Here is a 24,365-nt window from a genome sequence, read left to right on the forward strand (position 1 = left end):
ACTCCATCCACATCCGGGGGGATCAGGATCTGATCCGCGGCAGACGCACTCGCGGTCGCGCGGACCAGCATGGAGAAAGGCGCACCACCATGACCTCTGTGCAGGTCGACAAGCAGCACGACGGCACCGACGGGGCCGTGGACGGCGGCGAGGGCTACCAGCGTGGCCTCGGCGCCCGGCAGATCCAGATGATCGCGATCGGCGGTGCCATCGGCACCGGCCTCTTCCTCGGCGCCGGCAAGGCCATCGCCAAGGCGGGACCCAGCCTGATCCTCGCGTACGCCATCGCGGGCCTGGTCATCTTCTTCATCATGCGGGCCCTGGGCGAGCTGCTCATGTACCGCCCCGTGTCCGGCTCCTTCGCGGAGTACGCACGCGAGTTCGTCGGCCCGTTCTGGGGCTTCGTGACCGGCTGGACGTACTGGCTCTTCTGGGTCGTTACCGGCATCACCGAGGTCACCGCCGCGGCCACGTACATGACCTACTGGTGGGACATCCCGCAGTGGATCTCCGCACTGGTCTTCACGGTCATCCTCTACGGCGCCAACCTGATCTCCGTGAAGCTCTTCGGTGAGCTGGAGTTCTGGTTCTCCATGGTCAAGGTCACCGCGATCATCGGCATGATCCTCATCTGCGCCGGCATCCTCACCATCGGCTTCTCCGACGCCGGCGACACCGCCTCCGTGACCCACCTGTGGGACCAGGGCGGCTTCTTCCCCACCGGCATCGGCAACACGCTGATGACCCTGCAGATCGTCATGTTCGCCTTCCTCGCCGTCGAGCTCGTCGGCGTCACCGCGGGCGAGTCCAAGGACCCGAAGACCGTCCTGCCCAAGGCCATCAACACCGTGCCGTGGCGCATCGCCGTCTTCTACGTCGGCGCGCTGATCATGATCCTGTCGGTCGTCCCGTGGACCGAGTTCCAGCCGGGCGTCTCCCCGTTCGTCGCCGCCTTCGAGAAGATGGGCCTCGGCGTCGGAGCCGCCATCGTCAACTTCGTCGTGCTGACCGCGGCCCTCTCCTCCTGCAACTCGGGCATGTACTCCACCGGCCGCATGCTGCGCGACCTCGCGATCAACGGCCAGGGCCCGAAGGTCTTCACGAAGCTCACCAGGAACGGCACCCCGCTGCTCGGCCTGACCTTCTCGGCCTCGCTGATGCTCGTCGGCGTCTGGATCAACTACGTCGCCCCCGGCAAGGCCTTCGAGTACGTCGTCTCCTTCGCCACCATCTCCGGCATGTGGGCCTGGATCATGATCCTGGTCTGCCAGATCCGCTACCGCGCCAAGGCGAACCGCGGCGAGCTCCCCGAGTCCACCTTCAAGGCCCCGGGAGCCCCGTACACCAGCTGGTTCGCGCTCCTCTTCATCGGCATGGTCATCGTGATGATGGGCATCGACGAGGGCGCCCGGGTCTCCCTGTACTGCGCCCCGGTCTGGGGCCTGATCCTGGGCGTCTCCTACCTGGTCCTCAAGGCCCGCAACCCCGAGGGTGCGGCCTTCGCCAAGCGGTCGTAACAGGCCTTCCCCAAGAGGCCGCCACCTCGACCGTCTCGGCATGCGGGCCGTTCCGTACCACTCCTCGGTACGGAACGGCCCGCACGCTTATCCTGTCGCCATGCTGACCATCACCCGGGCCCTGTACGACCAGATCGTGGACCACGCCCGCGCGGACCACCCCGACGAGGCCTGCGGCGTGGTCGCGGGCCCGGCCGGCACCGGGCGCCCCGAGCGCTTCATCCCGATGCTCAACGCGGCCCGCTCGCCCACGTTCTACGAGTTCGACTCCGCGGACCTGCTCAAGCTCTACCGCGACATGGACGACCGGGACGAGGAGCCCGTCATCGTCTACCACTCGCACACCGCGACCGAGGCCTACCCGTCCCGCACGGACATCACGTACGCCAACGAGCCCCACGCCCACTACGTCCTCGTCTCCACCGCCGACAGCGACGCCGCGGGACCCTTCCAGTTCCGCTCCTACTCGATCGTCGACGGCGTCGTCACCGAGGAGGAGGTCAAGGTCGTCGAGGCGTACGACGCCTGAGAGACTGACCCGGAACCCGGGCGGCAGGACCCAGGAAGCCGGTGAGAATCCGGCACGGTCCCGCCACTGTGACCGGCGCCTCCGGGCGCCGGGAGCCAGGAACTGGCCTGCCGCCTCCCACCACCGACTGGGGACGTGGAAATCCCCGGAGGAGGCACTCCGCCATGACCTGGCACCGCCGTATCCTGCTGCCCGCCGCCGCCCTCGTCCCCCTGCTCGCCGGCTGCTCGGCCCCCGCGGAGCAGACGCCCGCGGCGAAGGCCCCGCCCGGATTCCCGTACACCGTCACCAACTGCGGTGCGAAGACGACCTACCAGGCCCCGCCGAAGCGCGCGGTCACCATGAACCAGCACGTCACCGAGATCATGCTCGCCCTCGGCCTGGAGAAGTCGCTCGTCGGCACGGCCTACCTGGACGACGCGATCCTCCCCGCGTACAAGAAGGCGTACGACACGGTCCCCGTCCTCGCCGAGGAGTACCCCTCCAAGGAGGCCCTCCTCGCCGCGAACCCCGACTTCGTGTACGGCGGTTACGGCTCCGCCTTCGACGCCAAGGACGGGCGGAGCCGCGACGACCTGAAGCGCGCCGGCATGGCCACCCGCCTCAACACCGAGTACTGCCCCTCCGGTTCCCCCTCCGTCGACGACCTCTACCGCGAGGTCCGCGAGATCGGCCGGACCTTCGGCGTCCCCGACCGGGCCGAGACCTGGATCCGCGAGGCCCGCGCCACCGTCGCCGCCCAGGAGAAGCGCCTCAAGGGCGTGCAGCCCGTCTCCGTCTTCGTGTACGACAGCGGCGACAAGACCGCGTTCACCGCCGGCGGCAAGGGCATCGGCAACGACCTCATCACCCGCGCCGGCGGCCGCAACGTCTTCGCCGACCTCGGCAAGGCCTTCGGCGACGCGACCTGGGAACAGGTCGTCGCCCGCAAGCCCGAGGTCGTCGTCATCTACGACTACGGCTCCACCACCGTCGAGCAGAAGAAGAAGCGGCTCCTCGACGACCCCGCCCTCAAGGACGTCCCCGCGATCAGGAACCGCCGGTTCGCGGTCATGCCGCTCTCCGACACGGTCCTCGGCGTCCGCGTCCCCGCCGCCCTCGACAAGCTGGCGGCCCAGCTCCACCCCACCACCCGATGACCACGGGGACGCGCGAGACCGACGGGCGGGACACCCCGGCCACACCCCCCGCCCCGACGGGCGCGAAGCCCCACCCCGGGGCGGGCAAGGACCCGGGGCCCGCCGGCCGGCCCGCCGCCGAGGCCCGGCGGACGGCCGTCGGGCGGCTGCCGTACCCGGTCGTCGTCATCGGGCTGCTCGTCGCCCTCGCCCTCACCTCGCTCGTCTCCCTCGCCCTCGGCTCCGTCCGCATCCCGCCCGGCCAGGTCCTCGACGCGCTCACCGGGCGGGCCGGGCCCTCCCCGTACCGCACGATCGTCCTCGACGTCCGGCTGCCCCGGGTCCTGCTCGGCGCGGTCGTCGGCGCCGGACTCGCCGTCGTCGGCGCCGTCCTCCAGGCCCTCGTCCGCAACCGGCTCGCCGACCCCTTCCTCCTCGGGGTCTCCTCCGGCGCCTCCGCCGGAGCCGTCCTCGTGCTCGTCATCGGCATCGGCGGAGGGATCACCACCACCCTCGCCCTGCCCGCCGGAGCCTTCGCCGGAGCCCTCGTCTCCCTCGTCCTCGTCTACGGGCTCGCGCGGCGCGGCGGCACCATGACGGGCACCCGGCTCGTCCTCGCCGGAGTCGCCGTCTCGTACATCCTCTCCGCCCTCGCCACCCTCCTCCTGGTCGTCGCCGGACGGCCCGAACACTTCCAGGAAGCGCTGTACTGGACCCTCGGCGGCCTCGGCAGCGCCCGCTGGGACACCCTCGTCCTGCCCGCCGCGGTCCTCGCGCTCGGCGTCGGCGTCCTCCTCACCCTCGCCCGCCCCCTCGACCTCCTCCTCGTCGGCGAGGAGAGCGCCACCGTCCTCGGCCTGGACACCCCCCGCTTCCGCGCCGCCGTCTTCGTCCTCGCCTCCCTCGTCACCGCCGTCATGGTCGCCGCCAGCGGAGCCGTCGGCTTCGTCGGCCTGATGGCCCCGCACGCCGCCCGCCTCGCCGTCGGCGCCCCGCACCGCCGGCTCCTCCCCGTCGCCGCGCTCGGCGGAGCCCTCGCCCTGGTCCTCGCCGACCTCGCCGCCCGCACCGTCGCCGCGCCCCAGGACATCCCCGTCGGCGTCCTCACCGCCCTCACCGGCGGCCCCTTCTTCCTCTGGCTGATGCGCCGCCGCCCGGAAGGGGCGTCCCTGTGACCGAACTGCGCCTGGAGGGCCTCTCGTACGAGGAACGGCTCCGCGCCGTCGACCTCACCGTCCGCCCCGGCGAGACCGTCGGCCTCATCGGCCCCAACGGCAGCGGCAAGACCACCCTCCTGCGCTGCGTCTACGGCACCCTCGCCCCCACCGCCGGCCGCGCCCTCCTCGACGGCGACGACCTCCACGCCATCGGACCGAAGGCCCGCGCCCGCCGCGTCGCCACCGTCCCCCAGGACAGCGCCACCGAGTTCGAGCTGACCGTCCGCGAACTGGTCACCCTCGGCCGCTCCCCGCACAAGCGGTTCTGGGAGGGCGACACGGGCGCCGACCGGGAACGGACCGAGAGCGCCCTCGCCCGCGTCGGCCTCGCCGAACTCGCCGACCGCGCCTACCCCACCCTCTCCGGCGGCGAACGCCAACGCGCCCTCGTCGCCCGCGCCCTCGTCCAGGAATCGGCCCTCCTCGTCCTCGACGAACCCACCAACCACCTGGACATCCGCCACCAGCTCGACGTCCTCGCCCTCGTCCGTACCCTGGGCACCACCAACCTGCTCGCCCTCCACGACCTCAACCTGGCGGGGGCGTACTGCGACCGGATCTACGTCCTGGAGCGGGGCCGGCTCGTCACCGGCGGCACCCCCGCCGAGGTCCTCACCCCCGCCCTCCTGGAAGCCGTCTACGGTGTGGAGACCGAGGTCATCCCGCATCCGAGGACCGGCAGCCCGACCGTCCTCTACCAGCACCGTCCGGCAGGCGGTCAGGAACGATCCACCATGTGAGATCACATTCCGGAACCCGGACCGGGAATCGATACGATGAGCCCATGGTTTCCCACGACGTGAGCGAAGAGAGCCCGAGCGGCGTGCTGCTCGTGGCGCGCCTGCACGTCGACCTGTGCCGCCTCGCCAGCGCGATCTGTACGACCCGCGCCGCGCTCTGAGCGACCGGCCGAGCGCACCCTCGTACGACCCCCCTCCGCGCGGGGGCCCCAGCAGCGCGCCCACCACGCCACTTCCGACAGGAGCCCACGCCATGGCCATCGAGGTCCGCATCCCGACCATCCTCCGCACCTACACCGACGGCGAGAAGGCCGTCGAGGGCAGCGGCGGCACCCTCGCCGAGCTCTTCGCCGACCTGGAGTCCCGCCACAACGGGATCGAGGCCCGGATCGTCGACGGCGGCAAGCTCCGCCGCTTCGTCAACGTCTACCTGAACGACGAGGACGTCCGCTTCCTCGACGGCATCGACACCAAGCTCACCGACGGCGACAGCGTCACGATCCTGCCGGCCGTCGCCGGTGGCATGGTCTGATCCACATGCGCTACGACTCCTCGCTGGCGGCGGTCGGCAACACGCCGCTCGTCCGCCTCCCCCGGCTCTCGCCCTCGGACGACGTCCGCATCTGGGCGAAGCTGGAGGACCGCAACCCGACCGGCTCGGTCAAGGACCGCCCCGCGCTCCACATGATCGAGCAGGCGGAGAAGGACGGCCGTCTCACCCCCGGCTGCACCATCCTGGAGCCGACCAGCGGCAACACCGGCATCTCCCTCGCCATGGCCGCCAAGCTCAAGGGCTACCGCATCGTCTGCGTCATGCCCGAGAACACCAGCGAGGAGCGCCGCCAGCTGCTGGCCATGTGGGGCGCGGAGATCGTCCCGTCCCCCGCGGCCGGCGGGTCGAACACGGCGGTACGCGTCGCCAAGGAACTCGCGGCGGAGAACCCGTCCTGGGTGATGCTCTACCAGTACGGCAACCCGCACAACGCGGGCGCCCACTACGCCACCACGGGCCCCGAGATCCTCGCCGACCTGCCCTCCATCACCCACTTCGTGGCGGGCCTCGGCACCACGGGCACGCTGATGGGCGTCGGCCGCTACCTGCGCGAACAGAAGCCCGACGTCAAGATCGTCGCCGCCGAGCCGCGCTACGACGACCTCGTCTACGGGCTGCGGAACCTCGACGAGGGCTTCGTACCGGAGCTGTACGACGCCTCCGTCCTCACCACCCGCTTCTCCGTCGGCTCCGCCGACGCGGTCACCCGCACCCGCGAACTGCTCCAGCAGGAGGGCATCTTCGCGGGCGTCTCGACGGGCGCGGCGCTGCACGCGGCCATCGGCGTCGGCAACAAGGCACTGAAGGCGGGCGAGAGCGCGGACATCGCCTTCGTCGTGGCCGACGGCGGCTGGAAGTACCTGTCGACGGGCCTCTACACGGCCGCGACCACCGAAGAGGCGATCGCTTCGGTCCAGGGCCAGCTCTGGGCGTAGCCCCGAGCCAGCTCTGGGCGTAGCCCCGCCGCGGCGCCCGCGAGCCCGACCCGCCAAGTCGTGTCCCGTCGGTCAGGCCGGGCTCGCGGCCTGACCGACGAGACACCCCCAGCTAGCGCGCCAAGTGGCGGACCTGGTCCCACACGACCGGGTCCGCCTCTCCCACTCTGCGCCGGAAGTCGGCCACCGGCACCTCGCGCAGCTCGTCCGTCTCCAGGAAGCTCGGCCGGCCCTGCGCGTCGCCCACCGCCCCCGGCGGCAGCGCGATCACCCCCGGCCGCTCGTCGTGATACCTGCTGGTGATCTTGGCGACGAGCACGCTGCCCCGCCGTACCGACAGCACGAGACAGGGCCGGTCCTTCGAACCGGGCCCGTCCTCGAAGGGCACGTCCGCCCACCAGATCTCCGCCGCCCGCGGCCCCCGACCCGGCCGCGCGGCAGCCTTCCGCGGCCCGGCGGTCCCACGCGGCGGCCGCCCCGGCGGCCGGGTCCGCCCCGACGGGCGGCGCGCGGAGCGCCTCCGTCCGCCGGCGAGCGCCACCACCAGCGCGATCACCACGACCGCGACCAGCGCGGGCCACCACGACGTGTCCATACCTCAAGACGGTACCGGCGCGCCGCTCACTCCGCCGAGGCGGCCCGCCATCCATCCGAACCGGTGACAGAGCCCGTGAGTTCGCCCACAACGGGCCACCACGAAGGAGCGACAGGCCCGGGTGCGCCTTACGCTCGACAGACCGCACAGCCTCCCCCCTTCCTCAGCGCGCTTTCCGTATCCGTCCACGGAGGTTCACGCTCCATGAAGCTCACCGTCGTCGGCTGCTCCGGGTCGTTCCCGTCCGCGGATTCGGCCTGTTCGAGCTACCTCGTCGAGGCCGACGGCTTCCGGCTGCTCCTCGACATGGGCAACGGCGCCCTGGGCGAGCTGCAGCGACACATCGGTCTGTACGACCTCGACGCGATCTTCCTCAGCCACCTGCACGCGGACCACTGCATCGACATGTGCGGGTACTTCGTCGCCCGCTACTACCGGCACGAGGGCGGGCGCTGCGACGCGATCCCCGTCTACGCGCCGGAGGGTGCCGAGCAGCGGCTGACCACGGCGTACGCGGACACCCCGTCCCCCACCTCGATGGGCGAGGTCTTCGACTTCCGCACGCTGAAGTCGGAGTCCTTCGAGATCGGCCCCTTCTCCGTCCGTACGGAGAAGGTGTGCCATCCGGTCGAGGCGTACGGCATCCGGATCGAGCACGGCGGCCGTTCGCTCACGTACTCCGGGGACACCGGGGTCTGCGAGTCGCTGCACAAGCTCGCCGAGGGCACCGACCTCTTCCTCTGCGAGGCCTCCTTCACCCACGGCAAGGAGGACATCCCGGCCCTCCACCTCAACGGCCGGGAGGCCGGGGCGGAGGCCGCCCGCTCCTCGGTGGGCCGGCTCGTCCTCACCCACATCCCGCCGTGGACCGACGGCGAACTGAACCTGGCGGACGCGCGCGCGGTCTACTCGGGCCCGTCGGAACTGGCGAGACCGGGCGCGGTCTACGAGGTCTGAGCCTCGCGCGGTCGCGCGGTCGGTCCGCGCCTCGTGCGGACAAAGGGGAAGGCCCCGGAACCTGGACGGTTCCGGGGCCTTCCCCGTGCTTCGGGGCGAGGCTCACGCCTTGGTGAGGTCCTCGACCTCCTCCTCGGGCTCGCGGCCCGGGGTCATGATGTTGAACTTGGTGATCGCGAAGCGGAAGACCACGTAGTAGATCGCCGCGAAGACCAGACCGATCGGGATGATCAGCCACGGCTTGGAGGCGTACGTCCAGTTCAGGAAGTAGTCCAGCGCGCCGGCGGAGAAGGTGAAGCCGTGGTGCACGCCGAGGGCCGAGGTGATGACCATCGAGGCGGCGGTGAGCACCGCGTGGATCACGTACAGCAGCGGCGCCAGGAACATGAAGGCGAACTCGATGGGCTCGGTGATACCCGTGACGAACGAGGTCAGGGCGAGCGAGAACATCATGCCGCCGACGACCTTGCGCCGCTCGGGGCGAGCGGTGTGGGTGATCGCCAGGGCGACGGCCGGCAGGGCGAACATCATGATCGGGAAGAAGCCCGACATGAACTGACCGGCGGTCGGGTCACCGTGGAAGAAGCGCGGCAGGTCGCCGTGCCAGACGGCGCCGGTGGAGTCGGTGAAGGTCCCGATCTCCTGCCAGGCGACGGTGTTCACGAACTGGTGCATGCCGACCGGGAGCAGGCCACGGTTGATGGCGCCGAAGATGCCGGAGCCGATGGCGCCGAGGCTGGTCATCCAGTTGCCGAAGTCGGTGATCACGTTGCCGACGGGCTCCCAGAGGAGACCGAAGAGAACACCCATCACGGTGCCGACGAAGGCCATGAGGATCGGGACGAGGCGGCGGCCGTTGAAGAAGCCGAGCCAGTCCACCAGCTTGGTGCGGTGGAACCGCTGCCAGACGATGGCGCCGAGCAGACCCATGATGATGCCGCCGAAGACCTTGGGGTCGTTGTACGTCGCGGCGACGTCGACACCCTTGTTGGCGGTCGTGTTGACGACGGCGTCGGTGACCGGGAACGCCTTCAGGACGCTCGAGTAGACGAGGAAGCCGACGAGGGCGGCGAGGGCGGTGGAGCCGTCGGCCTTCTTGGCGAAGCCGATCGCGATGCCGACGCAGAACAGCAGCGGCATGTTGGCGAAGACCGCGTCTCCGGCGGAGGCGAAGACCGTGGCGACCTTGCCCCAGCCGAGGCCGTCGGCACCGAAGACGTCGGGCTGGCCGAGACGGAGCAAGATACCCGCGGCCGGCAGTACGGCGATCGGCAGCTGCAGGCTGCGACCGACCTTCTGCAGGCCCTGGAACAGGCCGGATCCGCGCTTCTTCGCGGGAGCGGCGGCCTGGGCGGTGGCCGTACTCATCAACTTCCTCCAGTAAGGCAAGGCGCCGCCAGAGGATGGAAAGGGGGGACGGCGACGTCTCGTGGAACGCGGTGGTCTGGACCGCGTGGTCTACACCAATGAGTGGTGTAGACCAGTTTTAGCACGTGAGACTTAGATAAGGAACCTGCGAATTCTGTGCGCTCGGCCATAGCTGGAAATGCACGACATAAGGCCCCTGGACGGTGAGGTCCAGGGGCCTTCGGCGGGCCTTACAAGGTGGGCGAAAGCCCCGAAACGGTCAGGGCTTTCGCAAGGTGATCGAGGCGCTACCTGACGTTGTCACGCCGTCTCACTTGACGTTCTCGCGCTCCATCTCGTCCCCCACCTCGTCCGGCTCTCGGCCGGGTGTCTGGAGGTCGAACTTGGTGATCGCGAACCGGAAGATCGCGTAGTACACGACCGCGAAGGCGAGGCCGATCGGAATGATCAGCCACGGCTTCGTCGCGAGGTTCCAGTTGATCACGTAGTCGATCAGGCCGGCCGAGAAGCTGAAGCCGTCCTTCACGCCGAACGCCCACGTCACCGCCATCGACACACCCGTCAGCACCGCGTGGATCGCGAACAGCACCGGAGCGATGAAGAGGAACGAGTACTCAAGGGGCTCCGTGATGCCGGTGACGAACGAGGTCAGCGCTACCGAGAGCATTAGACCGCCGACCTCCTTGCGGCGGTGCGGCTTCGCGCAGTGGGTGATCGCGAGCGCCGCCGCCGGCAGCGCGAACATCATGATCGGGAAGAAGCCCGTCAGGAACTGGCCGGCGTTGGGGTCGCCCGCCAGGAACATCGGGATGTCGCCGTGGACCGTCGTACCGTCCGGCTTCTCGTACGTGCCGAACTGGAACCAGATGGGCACGTTCAGGAACTGGTGCAGGCCGATGACCAGCAGCGCCCGGTTCGCCAGGCCGAAGATGCCCGAACCCCAGGAGCCGAGCCCGACCAGCCAGTCGCTGAAGCTCTCCAGGGCGTCACCGATCGGCGGCCAGATCCACAGGCAGAGAGCGGCGAACGCGATCGCCACGAACGTCATGATGATCGGGACGAGACGGCGGCCGTTGAAGAAGCCCAGCCAGTCGACCAGCTTCGTCCGGTGGTACCGCTGCCACAGGTACGCCGTGAGCAGACCCATGACGATGCCGCCGAAGACACCAGGGTTCTGGTACGTGTAGCCGGCGAACGACTCGTCGATGGCGAGGCAGCCGCCGCCGATGTCCTTCGCGCCGTCGGGGCAGTCCTTCGGGAACTGGCGCAGCACCGTGTAGTAGACGAGGAAGCCGACGACCGCCGCCAGCGCGGTCGAGCCGTCCGACTTCTTCGCCATGCCGATCGCGACACCGATGCAGAACAGCAGCGGCAGGCCGAGGTTGCCGTCGAGGAGGGCGCCGCCCGCGCCCGCCATCACCTTGGCGACGTTGTCCCAGCCGAGACCGTCCGCGCCGAAGACGTCCGGCTGGCCGAGCCGGTTGATGATGCCCGCGGCCGGCAGCACGGCGATGGGGAGCTGGAGGCTCCGCCCCATCTTCTGCAGCCCCTGGAAGAGACCGCCCCACAGGGACTTCTGCGGCCGCGCCGCGGCGCTGTCCGTACTCATCGGCGACCTCCCTGCCCGGAACAAGCCGGGTCCGCGTCTCGTTGCACACTGGTGTAGACCAGTTGCGATAGGCTCCGGGAGCCCGCTGAGGACAGGCCGCCGGTGATCGTCATCATTCGGCAGAACGGCGGCACTCGCTCGCGAAGTTGGGCCAACCGTGGGTTACCGTGACAAAGCGGACCGCAGGTGCGCCGAGATTCGCGTCCTCGCGAACGGAACGGACAGGGAGAGACACATGGCCAGCAAGGCTGAGAAGATCGTCGCCGGGCTCGGCGGCATCGACAACATCGAAGAGGTCGAGGGCTGCATCACCCGCCTGCGCACCGAGGTCGTGGACCCCAGCCTGGTCGACGAAGCCGCGCTCAAGGCCGCCGGCGCCCACGGCGTCGTCAAGATGGGCACCGCGATCCAGGTCGTCATCGGCACCGACGCCGACCCGATCGCCGCCGACATCGAAGACATGATGTGAGCAACTGACCCGCAGACACGATGTGAGCAGCCGACCCCGTCCGCACCCTCACATCGACAAGGGCCCGTTCCGGCAGGGGAACGGGCCCTTCGTCACGGGCGGCCACGGATGAACCGGACCCCTCGTCATGGACGGCCACGGAGGAACGGACCCCTCGTCATGTCCCGCTAGGCTCGTCCCATGTCTCGTATCGACGGCCGTACCCCCGAACAGCTCCGCCCCGTCACCATCGAACGCGGATGGAGCAAGCACGCCGAGGGCTCCGTCCTCATCTCCTTCGGCGACACCAAGGTCTTCTGCACCGCCTCCGTCACCGAAGGCGTCCCGCGCTGGCGCAAGGGCAGCGGCGAAGGCTGGGTCACCGGCGAGTACTCGATGCTCCCGCGCGCCACCAACACCCGCGGCGACCGCGAATCCGTCCGAGGCAAGATCGGCGGCCGCACCCACGAGATCTCCCGCCTCATCGGCCGCTCCCTGCGCGCCGTCATCGACTACAAGGCCCTCGGCGAGAACACGATCGTCCTCGACTGCGACGTCCTCCAGGCCGACGGCGGCACCCGCACCGCCGCCATCACCGGCGCGTACGTCGCCCTCGCCGACGCCGTCGCCTGGGCCCAGGGCAAGAAGCTCGTCAAGGCCGGCCGCAAGCCCCTCACCGGCACCGTCGCCGCCGTCTCCGTCGGCATCGTCGACGGCGTCCCCCTCCTCGACCTCCGCTACGAGGAGGACGTCCGCGCCGACACCGACATGAACGTCGTCTGCACCGGCGACGGCCGCTTCGTCGAGGTCCAGGGCACCGCCGAGGCCGAGCCCTTCGACCGCAAGGAGCTCAACGCCCTCCTCGACCTCGCGTCCGGCGGCTGCGCCGAACTCGCCGAGATCCAGCGCAAGGCCCTCGAAGGCACCCTCACCGCCTGAGACCGGCCGGGTCGCAACCCCCGGAGTGCGTACGGCGTCCTGACGGACATCGGGTGCACGGATACGATCCGTGCGCCCGTACGTCTGCACGCACCTGGGGGAGGACCCGCCTTGAAGCGCCGTCTCGCACTCGCCGTGGCCACGGCCGCCGCACTCACCACCGTCCTGAGCGGCTGCGGAGCCCTCGACAAAGCAATGGACTGCGTCAAGACCGCCGACGCGATAGCCACCTCGGTCACCAAGCTCCAGGACGCCGTCTCCAACGCGTCCAACGACGTCACGCAGATCGAGGAGTCCCTCAACTCGATCTCCACCGAGCTCGGCAACCTCAAGGACACCACCGACAACGCCGACCTCGCCAAGGCCGTCGACGACCTCACCAAGGGCGTCGAGACCGTCCGCACGTCCGTGAAGAACGGCGACGCGACCCCGGACATCCAGCCCGTCACCGACGCGGCCGCCGAGATCGGCAAGGTCTGCACCCCGGGATAATCGGTGGCATGACCCGTCTGATCCTCGCCACCCGCAACGCGGGCAAGATCACCGAACTCCACGCGATCCTCGCCGACGCAGGTCTCGACCTGGAACTCGTCGGCGCGGACGCGTACCCGGAGATCCCCGACGTCAAGGAAACCGGCGTCACCTTCGCCGAGAACGCCCTCCTCAAAGCCCACGCCCTGGCCCAGGCCACCGGCCTGCCGGCCGTCGCCGACGACTCCGGCCTCTGCGTCGACGTCCTGAACGGCGCCCCCGGCATCTTCTCCGCCCGCTGGTCCGGCACCCACGGCGACGACCGCGCCAACCTGAACCTGCTCCTCGCCCAGCTCTCCGACATCGCCGACGAACACCGGGCCGCCCACTTCGCGTGCGCGGCGGCGCTCGCCCTCCCCGACGGCACGGAACGCGTGGTCGAGGGCCGGATGTCAGGCGTGCTCCGCCACACCCCGGTGGGCACGAACGGCTTCGGCTACGACCCGATCCTCCAGCCGGAGGGCCACGACATCACCTGCGCGGAACTGACCCCGGCGCAGAAGAACGCGATCAGCCACCGGGGGAAGGCGTTCAGGGCGCTGGTACCGGTGGTGAGGGAGCTGCTGGGCTGAGGGCCCACATGCGAACGGCCTGCACATCGATCCTTCGATGTGCAGGCCGTTTGGGTGCGGCGGAAGGGATTCGAACCCTCAAGCCCGATCAAGGGCCACAGATCCTAAGTCTGCTGCGTCGCCATTGCGCCACCACCGCTCGCCGCATGCCATGGTACCGGGGCTCGCCGGACTGCTCGCCCTCCCCTGCACCACGTGCTGGTGACGGCATGGCAGTTGGGGCACAGCAGCCGCAGGTTCTCCTGGCGATTGTCGAGCCAGTCCCCGTTGATGTGGTCGACCTCCAGCGTCATGGGCCGACCGAGCCACTGGGACCCGATGCCGCATTGAGCACACTGCTCGGGCACTCCGACCGAGGTCAACGCGCGGCGCAGTCTTGTTGCTGTCATTCGATACCGCTTGTCGCTCTTCACCAGGACATCCTCGGGAGGCAGGGCCGTCGGGCTCGGTTTGCCTCGCTGATGAGCCTGCCCCAGGAAATGTGTGGTCGAGAGCTGATTGTCGGCGATCCATGTGCGCAGATTCGCTCGCTGGGCGCTGTTGTCGGCCCGCCCGAGCCGGCGCAGCACTTCTCTGAGGGAGAACGAAGTGCTGACGGCGCATTCCAGTTCGTCGACGCTGGGCCGAGGCGGCCGGCCGCGGGGTGGGAAGTGCGCCACGTCGATGCCGAAGTGCAGGAAGCGCCCCATCAGATAGCGCGGAAGATGGGGGTATGGCTCGCTACCAAGGAATGCGATGGCTTCCTCGATGCTGGAGCATCGCGCCGCCGCCTCGGTCAGCCGTTCGCGCGTATACCGCGCACCGCTCGTCACCGGGTCCGCCCCTTGCCTCGGCCTCGGTAGCTGTCCGTCGTCGAATGACAGTTGGGGCAGAGTAGCCGCAGGTTCTCGATCCGGTTGTTCCGCCAGTTGCTGTCGATGTGGTCCACCTCTAGTGGGAGGGGTTTGCCCCGCCACACCGCTTCGTTGCCGCACAGCGCACATTGGTTCGCGACATCGAACTCCAGCATCGCTTCTTTGAGGCGCTTGCTCCGGGCGCGGCTGGCGTGCGGTGATTCCTCCTCAACCAGCACTTCGGCGGCTGTTCGGCGGCGTTGGTCGTACCTCATCCGTTCCGTTCGGGCGGGCGCGGTGAAGTGCGAGGTGTCGATCCCGTAGGCCTTGACGCGGCGACTGATGTGCGTGTGCTGTCCACCCACGACCTCCACTCCCAGTCGCCGCAGTACCTCGTACATGTTCGTGGACGCCGCCACAGCCCCCTCCAGGACCTCTCGGGTCCACCGCGTCCCCTCCCGCTCGAAGTGCGACGTGTCCACACCCAGCCCGCGCATGCGGGCGAGCAGATATCGTCGCGTCCCGCTCCTCGGGTCCACCCCCAGCCGCTCCAGCGCCTCCGTCAGCGTCCGTGCCCCTCGCGCGGCCGCTTCCAGACGTTCCCTCGTGTACGTGCTGGTCCCCATCGCACCCCCTCCGATCCGGCCACCCGTTCGTGGCCCCGTACGGAGTAACGAACCGAATATCGGACGGTCACGTCATGTCGCGTACGAATATCGCGTACGGCTGGAACAGGGAACGGCCCGCGCCGGTGGTGACCGGTGCGGGCCGTTCGGGAGGTGAAGGGAGGCGGAGGGTCAGAACCTCGGTTCCGGGGCCTGGGACATGACCAGTTCCGCCGCTTCCTCCGGGGTCTCCACCGACGGCGGGGAGCCCTCCAGGGGCTGCCTGGCCGTCTCCTTCATGCACGCCACCGCGACCACGCCGACGAGCGCCGCGCCCATCGCGTAGTACGCCGGCATCAGGTTGCTGCCGGTCGCCCCGATCAGGGCAGTGATCACCAGCGGGGTCGTACCGCCGAACAGCGACGCCGACAGGTTGTAGCCCACCGACAGGGAGCCGTACCGGACCTCCGTCGGGAAGAGCGCGGGCAGCGCCGCCGACATCGTGCCGAGCATGCAGACCAGCGACAGGCCGAGCATCAGCATGCCCGCCGTGATCGCCGGGATCCCGCCCCGCCCGATCAGCAGGAACGACGGCAGCGACAGGAAGAGGAAGCCCAGCATGCCCGCCATCAGCACCGGCTTCCGCCCGAAGTGGTCGCTCAGACGGCCGACCTGGGTGATGACCAGCATCAGCAGGACCATCACGACGAGCAGGATCAGCAGCCCGTGCGTCTCGCTGTAGCCGAGCTCGTCGGAGAGGTACGTCGGCATGTACGACAGCAGCATGTAGTCGGTGATGTTGTACGCGCCCACCAGAGCGATGCACAGGATCAGCGTCGGCCACTGCTGCCGGAAGATCTTCGCCAGGTCGCCCTTGGTCGAGGTCTCCACCGCGTCCGCCGCCTCGGAGGCGCGCGCCGACTCGCTCTCCAGCTTCTGGAACGCGGGCGTCTCGTCGAGCCGCAGCCGCAGGTAGAGGCCGACCAGGCCCAGCGGACCCGCCACCAGGAACGGCACGCGCCAGCCCCACGCCTCCATCGTGTCGGAGCCGAGCCAGGTGCTGAGCACCGTCACCAGGCCCGCCGCGGCCACGTACCCCGCCAGGGTGCCGAACTCCAGGAAGCTGCCGAAGTAGCCCCGGCGGCGGTCGGGCGCGTACTCGGCGATGAAGGTCGAGGCGCCGCCGTACTCGCCACCCGTCGAGAAGCCCTGGAGCATCCGGAAGAGGATCAGGAGGACGGGCGCCCAGAAGCCGATCGAGGCGTACGACGGGATCAGGCCGATCGCGAAGGTGCCGACCGCCATGAGGATCATGGTCAGCGCGAGGACCTTCTTGCGGCCCAGCCGGTCACCCATCGGGCCGAACACCATGCCGCCGAGCGGGCGGACCAGGAAGGCGACCGCGAACGTCGCGAACGACGACAGCAGCTGGACGGTGTCGTTGCCGGACGGGAAGAAGACATGGCCGAGGGTGACGGCGAGGTAGGCGTAGATGCCGAAGTCGAACCACTCCATGGCGTTGCCCAGCGAGGCCGCCTTCACGGCCCGCTTGACCGCCGCCTCGTCGGTGACCGTGATGTCGGTCCGCCGCAGCCGGGGCTGCCGACGCCGGGTGATGGCCCTGAACAGGAGGGGATGGCGTCTCAGGGCATCGGGATCGGCGGCGGGGTCGCGGTCTGTGGCCGGCATGGCCGTACGTCCTCTCTGGGGGCAACAACTCCAGGAGGCACTCCTGCGCGGTCATGCCGTTCGCAAACGAAAACCGCCCGGGAATGGGACGTGCGTCACGTCCCCCCGGGCGGCCTTGCGTGGTTCCGGGCCTTTACGTCGCTTTGGCCCGGCCGCCGGCCCGGTTCGGCCCGGCCGCCGGCCCGGTTCGGCCCGGCTCAGCCCTCGACGGCCAGGTCCCTGATGATCTTGGCGACATGGCCGGTGGCCTTCACGTTGTAGAAGGCGTGCTCCACCTTGCCGTCCTCGTCGACGACGACCGTCGAGCGGATCACGCCCGTCACCGTCTTGCCGTACAGCTTCTTCTCGCCGAAGGCGCCGTACGCCGTCAGCGTCTCCTTCTCCGGGTCGCCGACCAGCGTGACCTTCAGGTTCTCCTTCTCGCGGAACTTCGCCAGCTTCTCCGGCTTGTCCGGGGACACGCCGATGACGTCGTAGCCCGCCGCCGCGAGCACGTCCAGGTTGTCCGTGAAGTCGCAGGCCTGCTTCGTGCAGCCGGGGGTGAGGGCGGCCGGGTAGAAGTAGACGATGACCTTGCGGCCCTTGTGGTCCGCGAGGGAGACGTCGTTGCCGTCCGCGTCGGGCAGGGTGAAGGCGGGGGCGGTGTCGCCGGGCTGCAGTCGCTCGCTCATGGCTCTCCTCGGGATGGTTCGCGTACGCGTTCAGAGCCTAATGGGGGTCTGGGACGACCCTGAGGCGGCAGAACTGACAGACTGGCCCTCAAGGACCGATCATCGACCGGATCACGACTACGGAGGCAGCGCGGTGTCAGAGGCCAGGACCCCTGCGCAGATCGAGGCGGACATCGTCCGCCGGCGCGAGCAGCTCGCCGTCACTCTCGACGAGATCGGCATTCGGGTGCACCCGAAGACGATCGTCGGGGACGCCAAGGCCAAGGTCGCCTCGACGGTCGACCAGACCGCCGGGCGCGCCTTCGACGCCGTCAACCGCGTCGTCTCGGACGTGAAGGCACGTTTCACCCATGAGGACGGCGCCCCGCGCCTGGAGCGCGTGGTTCCGGCGGCCCTCGTCGCCGTGGCGGTCATCGGACTGCTCGCCGCGTCCTCCCGCAAGGGGAAGGGATGACCCCTCCCCGCCGCGGGCGCCACGCCCGGGCGGGTAGGTTCACCCCGTGAGCGAGAACACGCACGACAAGTTGCCCATCCGGATGCTCCACGACCGGGTCCTGGTCCGCACCGACTCCCCGGAGGGGGAGCGGCGTTCCGGCGGCGGCATCCTGATTCCGGCGACGGCCGCCGTCGGCCGTCGCCTCGCCTGGGCCGAGGTGGTCGCGGTCGGTCAGAACGTCCGCACCGTCGAGATCGGCGACCGGGTGCTCTACGACCCGGAGGACCGTGCCGAGGTGGAGGTGCGGGGTGTCGCGTACGTCCTGATGCGGGAGCGCGACCTGCACGCGGTGGCCGCGGACCGGTTCCAGGGGGCCACGGACTCGACCGGGCTCTATCTCTGAATTCCTTCGGTGAATTCTTTCGGCTCTGAGCCTTCTGGCCGGTGAAGGCCCTGGTGACCATGGTCACCAGGGCCTTCGGCCTTTCTTTGCTAGCCTGGAGACATCCCGACGAGACGCGCCGTACCGGGCTTTCGACAAGACGACGCAGCCTGTTGTTCCGTCTCGCGGAGGTGTTGTCGTCATGGCCTGGGTTCTTCTTCTCGTCGCGGGTCTGCTCGAGGTCGGCTGGTCGATCGGCATGAAGTACACCGACGGTTTCACGCGGCTCTGGCCCAGCGTGTTCACCGGTGTCGGGATCGTCGCCTCCATGGTGCTGCTGTCGCAGGCCGCCAAGACGCTGCCGATCGGTACGGCGTACGGCGTGTGGGTCGGGATCGGCGCGGCCGGTGCGGCGGTGTTCGGCATGGTGGTGCTCGGGGAGCCGACGACCGCCGCCCGGATCTTCTTCGTCTGTCTGCTGCTGGTCGCCGTGGTGGGACTCAAGGCGACCTCGGGTCACTGACGCGGGCGGCCCGCGCCGGTGTTCGCGCCGGTGCTCGCGGGGGTGTTCGCGCTCGCGGGCGGCCTCCCGCTCGCGTGAGGCTCGGTGTTCGCGCGGGGCTCAGCGTGCGCACGAGGCCTGGCGCTCGCACGGGGCGTCGCGTTCGTACGGGGCTTCGCGTCGGTGGCGGGCCGGGGAGCGGGGCCCGGCGCGGCCGGTCCGCGCGGGCCTGCTCCTGGCCCTGTTCCCTGCCCCGGGCCTGTTCCCGGCGCCGCTCCCGGCCCCGCCTCACCTGTTTCGTACGACTCCTCGGTTCCGTCGGGCCGCCCGCCGGTTCCGTCCGGCCGCCCGCCGGTTCCGTCGGGCCGATCGAGCTTGTCGGTCCTGTCCGGCCTGTCCGGCCTGTCCGGCGGCCCCTCGGGGGCCGCTTCCAGGGATCCCTCCGCGGACGTGGCCCCGTCCGGGCCGTCCGGTGCCGGCGGGACCTCCGGCATGTCCTCCGCCCCCGGCATCAGCCGGAGGTCGAAGTCCCGTGGTGCCGTCCCGGCCAGCGCGTCCCGGGTGAACTGGCCCCAGATCTCGGTGGGCGCCCCGCCCCCGTTGACGCGGTCCTGACCCAGGGCCCCGTACAGCGACTCCTGCCGTCCCGTCTCCGGGTCCTGGCCCATCAGCGCGACCACCGTCGCGAGCTCCGGGGTGTACCCCGCGAACCAGGCGGCCTTGTCGTCCTCCGCCGTGCCCGTCTTGCCGGCCGCCGGGCGCCCGGCGGCCTGCGCGGCCGTTCCGCTGCCCACCTCGACGACGCTCCGCAGGATGGACGTGGTCGTGTCGGCGGCCTCGCGGCTCACCGCCTGCCGGGCGACGGGGGCCGGCGCCGCGATCTCCTGGCCGTCCCTGCTGATCCGCTCGACCAGCGAGTACGTGCCGTGCCGGCCGTGCGCCGCGAGGGTCGCGTACGCCGTCGCCATGTCGAGGACGCTGGCGGTGGCCGGGCCGAGCGCGATGGAGGGGGAGGCGGTGAGGTCGGGCGTGGTCCCGGGCAGGCCGAGGGCGATCGCGGTGCGCCGGACGTGCCCGGGGCCGACGTCGACGGCCATCTGGGCGTACACGGCGTTCACCGACAGGTTGGTGGCCGCGCCCACGGCGATCTCGCCGTAGCTCTCGTCGTCCTCGTTGGCGGGGTCGTACGGGCTGCCGTTCCAGCCCTGCACCGGGCGCCGGTTGTCCCCGTCGTACAGGGTGTGCGGGGTGATGGGCTCGCCGTACTGGGTCTGCGCCCCGCTCTGTACGGCCGCGGTGAAGACGAAGGGCTTGAAGGTGGAGCCGACCTGGTAGTCGCGGCGGGTGGCGTTGTTGACGTACTGGCGGGTGTAGTCGACGCCGCCGTACATCGCGAGGACCTCGCCGGTCGCCGGGTCGAGGGCCGCAGCGCCGACCCGCAGGTACCGGTCGGCGGGGACCCGCGCCGGGTCGAGCTTGCTGACGACCCGGTCCTCGACGGCCTGGACGAGCGCCTCCTGTTTGGCGGGTTCCAGGGTGGTGGTGATGCGGAATCCGCCGCCGGCGAGGGTCTTCTCGTCGACGATGCCGTGGTCGGTGAGGTACTCCTCGACGGCCTGGACGAGGTAGCCGCGCTGTCCGGAGAGGCCGTTCGCGGGGCGGGCGGTCTGGGGGAGGGGGAAGCGCACGCCGACGCGGTCGGCGGGTGCGAGCCAGCCCTTGGTGACCATGCCGTCGAGGACGTAGTTCCAGCGGGCGACGGCCTTGGCGCGGTTCTCGGGGTGGGTGGTGACGTCGTAGGCGCTGGGGGCCTTGAGGAGGGAGGCGAGGTACGCGCCCTCGGCGGTGTCGAGGTCCTCGACGTCCTTGCCGTAGTAGGCGCGGGCGGCGGCCTGGACGCCGTACGCGTTCCGTCCGAAGTAGCTGGTGTTCAGGTAGCCCTGGAGGATGTCCTCCTTGCTCTTCTCGCGGCCGAGCTTGATCGCGATGAAGAACTCCTTGGCCTTGCGGGTGAGGGTCTGCTCCTGGCCCAGGTAGTAGTTCTTGACGTACTGCTGGGTGATGGTGGAGCCGGACTGGCGGCCCTTGCCTGTGACGGTGTTCCAGGCGGCGCGGACCATCGCCTTGGGGTCGACGGCGCGTGAGGTGTGGAAGTCGCGGTCCTCGGCGGCGAGGACGGCCCGCCGGACGGTGAGCGGGACGCGGTCGAGCCGGACGTTCTCGCGGTTGACCTCGCCGTCGCGGGCGAGGGGGGTGCCGTCCCGGTACAGGTACACGTTGGACTGGGCGACGGCGGCGGCGTTGGCGGGCGGGATCTCCACCAGGAGATAGCCGGCGGCGAAGGCGCCGGCGAGGAGCAGGGTGCCGAGCAGGAGGAGTCCGAAGAGGGTGCGCAGGACGCGCCGGACACGGCGCTTCGGTGCGGGGGGCGGCTTCGGGCCGGGGAGGGTGGGGTCCCTCGGTTCCCAGCTCGCGCGGACCGGCCGGGGGCCGTCGGCGCCGCTGGTCCCGTTCGTACCGCTCGTACCGGAGGAAGGGGGCATGGCATCTCATATTGCCCGCAATATGACGAAAGTCCTGTATGCGACCCGAAGGTGACGGAAAATCCGGTCGCGGCACTCGGACGGACCTCGCTAGGGTCGTGCGCTTCGGCGTTTTTCCCTGCATAGGGGACGGGGTGTCCCGGTCCCGGAAGGAGGAACGGCATGCTGCGGCTGTACGCGACGGTGGCCGCGGGCGGCTTCCGGCGCCATGCCACGTACCGGGTGGCGACGGCGGCGGGGGTCTTCACCAACACCGTCTTCGGCTTCGTCCTGTCGTACACCTACATCGCCCTCTGGGACGAACGCCCGCAGCTCGGCGGCTACTCGATGGACGACGCCCTCGCGTACGTGTGGATCGGACAGGCTCTGATCACGGTCTGCGGGCTGATGGGCGGCGGCTTCGAGGAGGAGCTGATCGAGCGCGTCAGGACCGGGGACATCGCGGTCGACCTCTACCGCCCGGCCGACCTCCAGGCCTGGTGGTTCTCGGCCAACCTGGGCCGTTCGGGCTACCAGCTGCTCGGCCGCGGGGTCGTCCCGATGCTCGTCGGCTGGCTCGCCTTCCGCTTCACCCTGCCGGCCGGGCCCGGCTCCTGGCTCGCCTTCCTGCTCGCCGTGGCGCTGGGCTCCGTGGTCGGCTTCGCGATCTGGTACCTGGTGGCGATGAGCGCGTTCTGGCTGCTCGACGGCCAGGGCGTGACGCAGGTGGCCTGGCTGAGCGGCCTGTTCTTCTCGGGCATGCTCCTCCCGCTGAACGTCTTCCCGGGCACGCTGGGCGAGGTCGCCCGGGTCCTGCCGTGGGCGTCGCTGCTCCAGGTGCCGGCCGATGTGTACCTGGGGAAGTACGAGGGCTGGGGGCTGGCGGGGGCGTACGCCTTCCAGGGGTGCTGGGCGCTGGTCCTGTTCGGCGCGGGGCGGGCGGCGCAGAGCGCGGCGACGCGGAAGGTGGTGGTGCAGGGTGGCTGAGGTCCTGTACGGGGAGGGGGACGGGGGTGCGGGTGCCGGGCCGGGGTCCGGGTCCTCGGGCTCAGGGTCCGGGGCCTCGGGCTCAGGGTCCGGGTCCGGCTCCGAGGGCGTGGCTGCGGGGTCCGTGCACGTGTCCTCAGGATCCGGCTCCCGTGTCTCCGGTTCCATGGTCGGCCCTGGCCCTGGCCCTGGCGCTGGCTCTGGCGCTGGCTCTGGCTCCGGCCCCGGCTCTGGCTCTGGCCCCGGCTCTGGCTCTGGCCCCGGCTCTGGCTCCGGCCCCGGCCCCGGTTCCGGATCCCGGGTCTTCGGTTCTCCGGTCGGCTCCTGGGCCACGTACCGCATGGTGGCGGGCATGTGGATCCGCTCCACCATGGCGTATCGCTCGTCCTTCGTCCTCACGCTCGTGACGAGCTTCTGCGTCACCTTCTTCGACTTCGTCGTCATCCTGCTGATGTTCGGTCAGGTGGAGGGGCTCGGCGGCTTCACCTTCGCGGAGGTCGCCCTCCTGTACGGGACGGCGGGTACGTCGTTCGGGATCGCCGACCTGACGATGGGGTCGCTGCAGCGGATGGGGAAGCGGGTCAGGGACGGCTCGCTCGACACCTTCCTGATGCGCCCGGCGCCGCTCCTCGCACAGGTCGCGGCGGACAAGTTCGCGCTGCGGCGCTTCGGCCGCGTGCTCCAGGGAGTCTTCGTCCTGGTCTGGGGCCTGATCCTGCTCGACGTGGCGTGGACGCCGCTGAAGGTGGTGCTGCTGCCGGTGGCGCTGGTCTCCGGCGCGGTGATCTTCGCGGCGCTGATGACGATCGGCGCGGCGACGCTCTTCTGGATGCAGGACGCGACGGAGGTGACGAACGCCTTCACGTACGGCGGGAACACCCTCCTCGGATACCCGCCGACGATCTTCGCGCAGGACCTGGTGCGGGGTGTCGTGTACGTCGTGCCGCTGGCGTTCGTGAACTGGCTGCCCGCGCTGTACGTGCTCGACCGGCCGGCCCCGGCGGGGGTGCCGGAGTGGGCGGCGTTCGCCTCGCCGCTGGTGGCGGCCGTCTGCTGCGCGGTCGCTGGGCTCGCGTGGCGGGCCGGGATCCGTTCGTACCGATCGACAGGAAGCTGAGGGGCGTGCCGTTCATCGAGCTGGATTCACTGGAGAAGGTCTTCACGGTCCGTCGTAAGGCGGGCCTGTTCCGTCGCGAGAAGCGCGAGGTCAGGGCGGTCGACGGCATCAGCTTCGGCGTCGAGCGCGGCGAGATGGTCGGCTACATCGGCCCCAACGGCGCCGGGAAGTCGACCACGATCAAGATGCTGACCGGCATCCTCACCCCCACCGGCGGCCGGCTGCGGGTCGCCGGCATCGACCCGTCGCGCGAGCGGACCAGGCTGGCGCAGCGGATAGGGGTGGTGTTCGGGCAGCGGACGACGCTCTGGTGGGACCTGCCGCTGAAGGACTCGTACCGGCTGATGCACCGGATGTACCGCATCCCCGACGCCCGCTACCGGGAGAACCTCGACCGCTGCGTGGAACTCCTGGAACTCGGGGAGCTGCTCGACGTGCCCGTACGCCAGCTCTCCCTGGGCCAGCGGATGCGCGGCGACATCGCGGCCGCGCTCCTCCACGACCCGGAGGTGCTGTACCTGGACGAGCCGACGATCGGCCTGGACGTCGTCTCGAAGGCGCGGGTGCGGGAGTTCCTCAGCGACCTGAACAGCACCCGGGGCACCACGGTCCTCCTCACCACCCACGACCTCACGGACATCGAACAGCTCTGCTCGCGGGTGATGGTGATCGACCACGGGCGGCTGATGTACGACGGGGAGCTGGCGGGCCTGCACGCCGTGGGCGAGAGCGAACGGCTCCTGATGGTCGACCTGGAACGCGAGCTGCCCCCGATCGACGTCCCCGGCGCCCGCTTCGTACGGTCGGAGGGCCCTCGCCAGTGGCTCGCCTTCCCGGCCACGGCCTCGGCGGCCCCGCTGGTGTCGGCGGTGGCGGCGAGCTATCCCCTCCTCGACCTCTCGGTGCGGGAGCCGGACATCGAGACGGTGATCGCGAAGATGTACGGGGGAACTCGGGACGAGCGCCGGGAGTCCCTGATGTAGGAGGTCGGCT

Annotated in this window: 27 protein-coding genes, 1 tRNA gene and 2 riboswitches; of the genes, 19 read left to right on the top strand and 9 right to left on the bottom strand. The window is 70.2% G+C overall.

The features are described 5' to 3' along the window. Window positions 1-89: 89 nt before the first annotated feature. The 8 genes from ACRRSS_RS04125 to ACRRSS_RS04160 all read left to right on the top strand — a co-directional run bounded on the left by ACRRSS_RS04125 (window position 90) and on the right by ACRRSS_RS04160 (window position 6,609). Window positions 90-1,517 carry an amino acid permease gene (locus ACRRSS_RS04125; RefSeq protein ID WP_435969848.1) on the top strand — a complete coding sequence of 476 codons (1,428 nt, stop codon included), beginning with the start codon at window positions 90-92 and terminating at the stop codon, window positions 1,515-1,517. A gap of 100 nt (window positions 1,518-1,617) precedes the next feature. Beyond that, window positions 1,618-2,046 (top strand): Mov34/MPN/PAD-1 family protein, encoded by a 429-nt coding sequence (locus ACRRSS_RS04130; RefSeq protein WP_435969849.1) that lies wholly within the window; start codon window positions 1,618-1,620, stop codon window positions 2,044-2,046. A 31-nt stretch (window positions 2,047-2,077) separates the two neighbouring features. Next, window positions 2,078-2,151, top strand: a riboswitch (cobalamin riboswitch). A 59-nt stretch (window positions 2,152-2,210) separates the two neighbouring features. Continuing rightward, the gene (locus tag ACRRSS_RS04135; RefSeq protein ID WP_435969850.1) at window positions 2,211-3,185 is read left to right on the top strand and encodes an ABC transporter substrate-binding protein; all 975 of its coding nucleotides are present in this window, start codon (window positions 2,211-2,213) and stop codon (window positions 3,183-3,185) included. Then, window positions 3,182-4,339 (top strand): FecCD family ABC transporter permease, encoded by a 1,158-nt coding sequence (locus ACRRSS_RS04140; protein WP_435969851.1) that lies wholly within the window; start codon window positions 3,182-3,184, stop codon window positions 4,337-4,339. The genes ACRRSS_RS04135 and ACRRSS_RS04140 overlap by 4 nt, the downstream gene beginning before the upstream one ends. Then, window positions 4,336-5,121, top strand: a complete 786-nt coding sequence (locus ACRRSS_RS04145) for an ABC transporter ATP-binding protein (protein ID WP_435969852.1) — start codon at window positions 4,336-4,338, stop codon at window positions 5,119-5,121. Before ACRRSS_RS04140 ends, ACRRSS_RS04145 begins: the two co-directional genes overlap by 4 nt. A 44-nt stretch (window positions 5,122-5,165) precedes the next feature. Continuing rightward, window positions 5,166-5,282 carry a putative leader peptide gene (locus tag ACRRSS_RS04150; protein ID WP_435969853.1) on the top strand — a complete coding sequence of 39 codons (117 nt, stop codon included), beginning with the start codon at window positions 5,166-5,168 and terminating at the stop codon, window positions 5,280-5,282. A 92-nt stretch (window positions 5,283-5,374) separates the two neighbouring features. Further along, entirely contained in the window at window positions 5,375-5,653 is a 279-nt protein-coding gene (locus ACRRSS_RS04155) for a MoaD/ThiS family protein (RefSeq protein ID WP_351898418.1), read from the top strand. Between the two features lie 5 nt (window positions 5,654-5,658). After that, on the top strand, window positions 5,659-6,609 hold the full coding sequence (locus ACRRSS_RS04160) for a PLP-dependent cysteine synthase family protein (protein ID WP_435969854.1): 951 nt from the start codon (window positions 5,659-5,661) through the stop codon (window positions 6,607-6,609). Between the two features lie 112 nt (window positions 6,610-6,721). Here ACRRSS_RS04160 and ACRRSS_RS04165 read toward each other — a convergent pair whose 3' ends face one another. After that, window positions 6,722-7,204, bottom strand: coding sequence for a type II toxin-antitoxin system PemK/MazF family toxin (locus ACRRSS_RS04165; RefSeq protein ID WP_435969855.1), 483 nt, complete (start codon window positions 7,202-7,204; stop codon window positions 6,722-6,724). Window positions 7,205-7,408: 204 nt separating this feature from the next. On the opposite strand from ACRRSS_RS04165, the gene ACRRSS_RS04170 reads away from it, so the two are divergent. Continuing rightward, window positions 7,409-8,161 (top strand): MBL fold metallo-hydrolase, encoded by a 753-nt coding sequence (locus ACRRSS_RS04170; protein ID WP_435969856.1) that lies wholly within the window; start codon window positions 7,409-7,411, stop codon window positions 8,159-8,161. 102 nt (window positions 8,162-8,263) lie between these two features. On the opposite strand, the gene ACRRSS_RS04175 is transcribed toward ACRRSS_RS04170, so the two are convergent. Together ACRRSS_RS04175 and ACRRSS_RS04180 are read right to left on the bottom strand one after the other, a co-directional pair. Then, window positions 8,264-9,529, bottom strand: coding sequence for a PTS transporter subunit EIIC (locus ACRRSS_RS04175; protein ID WP_435969857.1), 1,266 nt, complete (start codon window positions 9,527-9,529; stop codon window positions 8,264-8,266). 310 nt (window positions 9,530-9,839) lie between these two features. Then, the gene (locus tag ACRRSS_RS04180; protein ID WP_435969858.1) at window positions 9,840-11,138 is read right to left on the bottom strand and encodes a PTS transporter subunit EIIC; all 1,299 of its coding nucleotides are present in this window, start codon (window positions 11,136-11,138) and stop codon (window positions 9,840-9,842) included. Window positions 11,139-11,373: 235 nt separating this feature from the next. Here ACRRSS_RS04180 and ACRRSS_RS04185 point away from each other — a divergent pair, with 235 nt between their 5' ends. The 4 genes from ACRRSS_RS04185 (at window position 11,374) to rdgB (ending at window position 13,628) form a co-directional block, all read left to right on the top strand. After that, complete coding sequence (locus tag ACRRSS_RS04185; RefSeq protein WP_351898403.1) at window positions 11,374-11,607, top strand: PTS glucose/sucrose transporter subunit IIB; 234 nt, start codon at window positions 11,374-11,376, stop codon at window positions 11,605-11,607. A gap of 180 nt (window positions 11,608-11,787) precedes the next feature. After that, entirely contained in the window at window positions 11,788-12,525 is a 738-nt protein-coding gene (rph, locus tag ACRRSS_RS04190) for a ribonuclease PH (protein WP_435969859.1), read from the top strand. 111 nt (window positions 12,526-12,636) lie between these two features. Then, window positions 12,637-13,017 carry a hypothetical protein gene (locus ACRRSS_RS04195; RefSeq protein ID WP_435969860.1) on the top strand — a complete coding sequence of 127 codons (381 nt, stop codon included), beginning with the start codon at window positions 12,637-12,639 and terminating at the stop codon, window positions 13,015-13,017. An 8-nt stretch (window positions 13,018-13,025) separates the two neighbouring features. Next, entirely contained in the window at window positions 13,026-13,628 is a 603-nt protein-coding gene (rdgB, locus tag ACRRSS_RS04200) for an RdgB/HAM1 family non-canonical purine NTP pyrophosphatase (protein WP_435969861.1), read from the top strand. Window positions 13,629-13,683: 55 nt separating this feature from the next. Here rdgB and ACRRSS_RS04205 read toward each other — a convergent pair. The 5 genes from ACRRSS_RS04205 to bcp all read right to left on the bottom strand — a co-directional run bounded on the left by ACRRSS_RS04205 (window position 13,684) and on the right by bcp (window position 17,426). Then, a tRNA-Leu gene (locus ACRRSS_RS04205) sits at window positions 13,684-13,767 on the bottom strand. After that, window positions 13,733-14,440: an HNH endonuclease signature motif containing protein gene (locus tag ACRRSS_RS04210; protein ID WP_435969862.1), complete on the bottom strand. Its 708-nt coding sequence runs from the start codon at window positions 14,438-14,440 to the stop codon at window positions 13,733-13,735. Before ACRRSS_RS04210 ends, ACRRSS_RS04205 begins: the two co-directional genes overlap by 35 nt. Then, window positions 14,437-15,087: an HNH endonuclease signature motif containing protein gene (locus tag ACRRSS_RS04215; protein ID WP_435969863.1), complete on the bottom strand. Its 651-nt coding sequence runs from the start codon at window positions 15,085-15,087 to the stop codon at window positions 14,437-14,439. The genes ACRRSS_RS04210 and ACRRSS_RS04215 overlap by 4 nt, the downstream gene beginning before the upstream one ends. A gap of 171 nt (window positions 15,088-15,258) precedes the next feature. Further along, entirely contained in the window at window positions 15,259-16,755 is a 1,497-nt protein-coding gene (gene proP / locus ACRRSS_RS04220; RefSeq protein ID WP_435969864.1) for a glycine betaine/L-proline transporter ProP, read from the bottom strand. 197 nt (window positions 16,756-16,952) lie between these two features. Beyond that, on the bottom strand, window positions 16,953-17,426 hold the full coding sequence (gene bcp, locus ACRRSS_RS04225) for a thioredoxin-dependent thiol peroxidase (RefSeq protein WP_435969865.1): 474 nt from the start codon (window positions 17,424-17,426) through the stop codon (window positions 16,953-16,955). Window positions 17,427-17,559: 133 nt separating this feature from the next. Here bcp and ACRRSS_RS04230 point away from each other — a divergent pair, with 133 nt between their 5' ends. From ACRRSS_RS04230 to ACRRSS_RS04240, 3 genes are all read left to right on the top strand, one after another. Beyond that, window positions 17,560-17,880, top strand: a complete 321-nt coding sequence (locus ACRRSS_RS04230; RefSeq protein ID WP_435969866.1) for a DUF3618 domain-containing protein — start codon at window positions 17,560-17,562, stop codon at window positions 17,878-17,880. Window positions 17,881-17,926: 46 nt separating this feature from the next. After that, complete coding sequence (locus ACRRSS_RS04235) at window positions 17,927-18,265, top strand: GroES family chaperonin (RefSeq protein WP_073807849.1); 339 nt, start codon at window positions 17,927-17,929, stop codon at window positions 18,263-18,265. 87 nt (window positions 18,266-18,352) lie between these two features. Next, window positions 18,353-18,414: riboswitch (guanidine-III (ykkC-III) riboswitch) on the top strand. Between the two features lie 32 nt (window positions 18,415-18,446). Continuing rightward, the gene (locus tag ACRRSS_RS04240; protein ID WP_435969867.1) at window positions 18,447-18,767 is read left to right on the top strand and encodes a DMT family transporter; all 321 of its coding nucleotides are present in this window, start codon (window positions 18,447-18,449) and stop codon (window positions 18,765-18,767) included. Here the strand turns inward: ACRRSS_RS04240 and ACRRSS_RS04245 are convergent. After that, a complete protein-coding gene (locus tag ACRRSS_RS04245) occupies window positions 18,761-21,289 on the bottom strand; it encodes a transglycosylase domain-containing protein (protein ID WP_435969868.1) in 2,529 nt (842 codons plus the stop codon). The two genes, ACRRSS_RS04240 and ACRRSS_RS04245, sit on opposite strands and share 7 nt — an antisense overlap. 165 nt (window positions 21,290-21,454) lie before the next feature. Here ACRRSS_RS04245 and ACRRSS_RS04250 point away from each other — a divergent pair, with 165 nt between their 5' ends. The 3 genes from ACRRSS_RS04250 to ACRRSS_RS04260 all read left to right on the top strand — a co-directional run bounded on the left by ACRRSS_RS04250 (window position 21,455) and on the right by ACRRSS_RS04260 (window position 24,355). Beyond that, window positions 21,455-22,255 (top strand): ABC transporter permease, encoded by an 801-nt coding sequence (locus ACRRSS_RS04250; protein ID WP_435975247.1) that lies wholly within the window; start codon window positions 21,455-21,457, stop codon window positions 22,253-22,255. Between the two features lie 340 nt (window positions 22,256-22,595). After that, a complete protein-coding gene (locus tag ACRRSS_RS04255) occupies window positions 22,596-23,372 on the top strand; it encodes an ABC transporter permease (RefSeq protein ID WP_435969869.1) in 777 nt (258 codons plus the stop codon). Window positions 23,373-23,377: 5 nt separating this feature from the next. Continuing rightward, a complete protein-coding gene (locus ACRRSS_RS04260) occupies window positions 23,378-24,355 on the top strand; it encodes an ABC transporter ATP-binding protein (RefSeq protein ID WP_435969870.1) in 978 nt (325 codons plus the stop codon). Window positions 24,356-24,365: the final 10 nt, after the last annotated feature.

The sequence above is a fragment of the Streptomyces sp. Qhu_M48 genome (assembly GCF_051305195.1).
Taxonomy (GTDB): Bacteria; Actinomycetota; Actinomycetes; order Streptomycetales; family Streptomycetaceae; genus Streptomyces.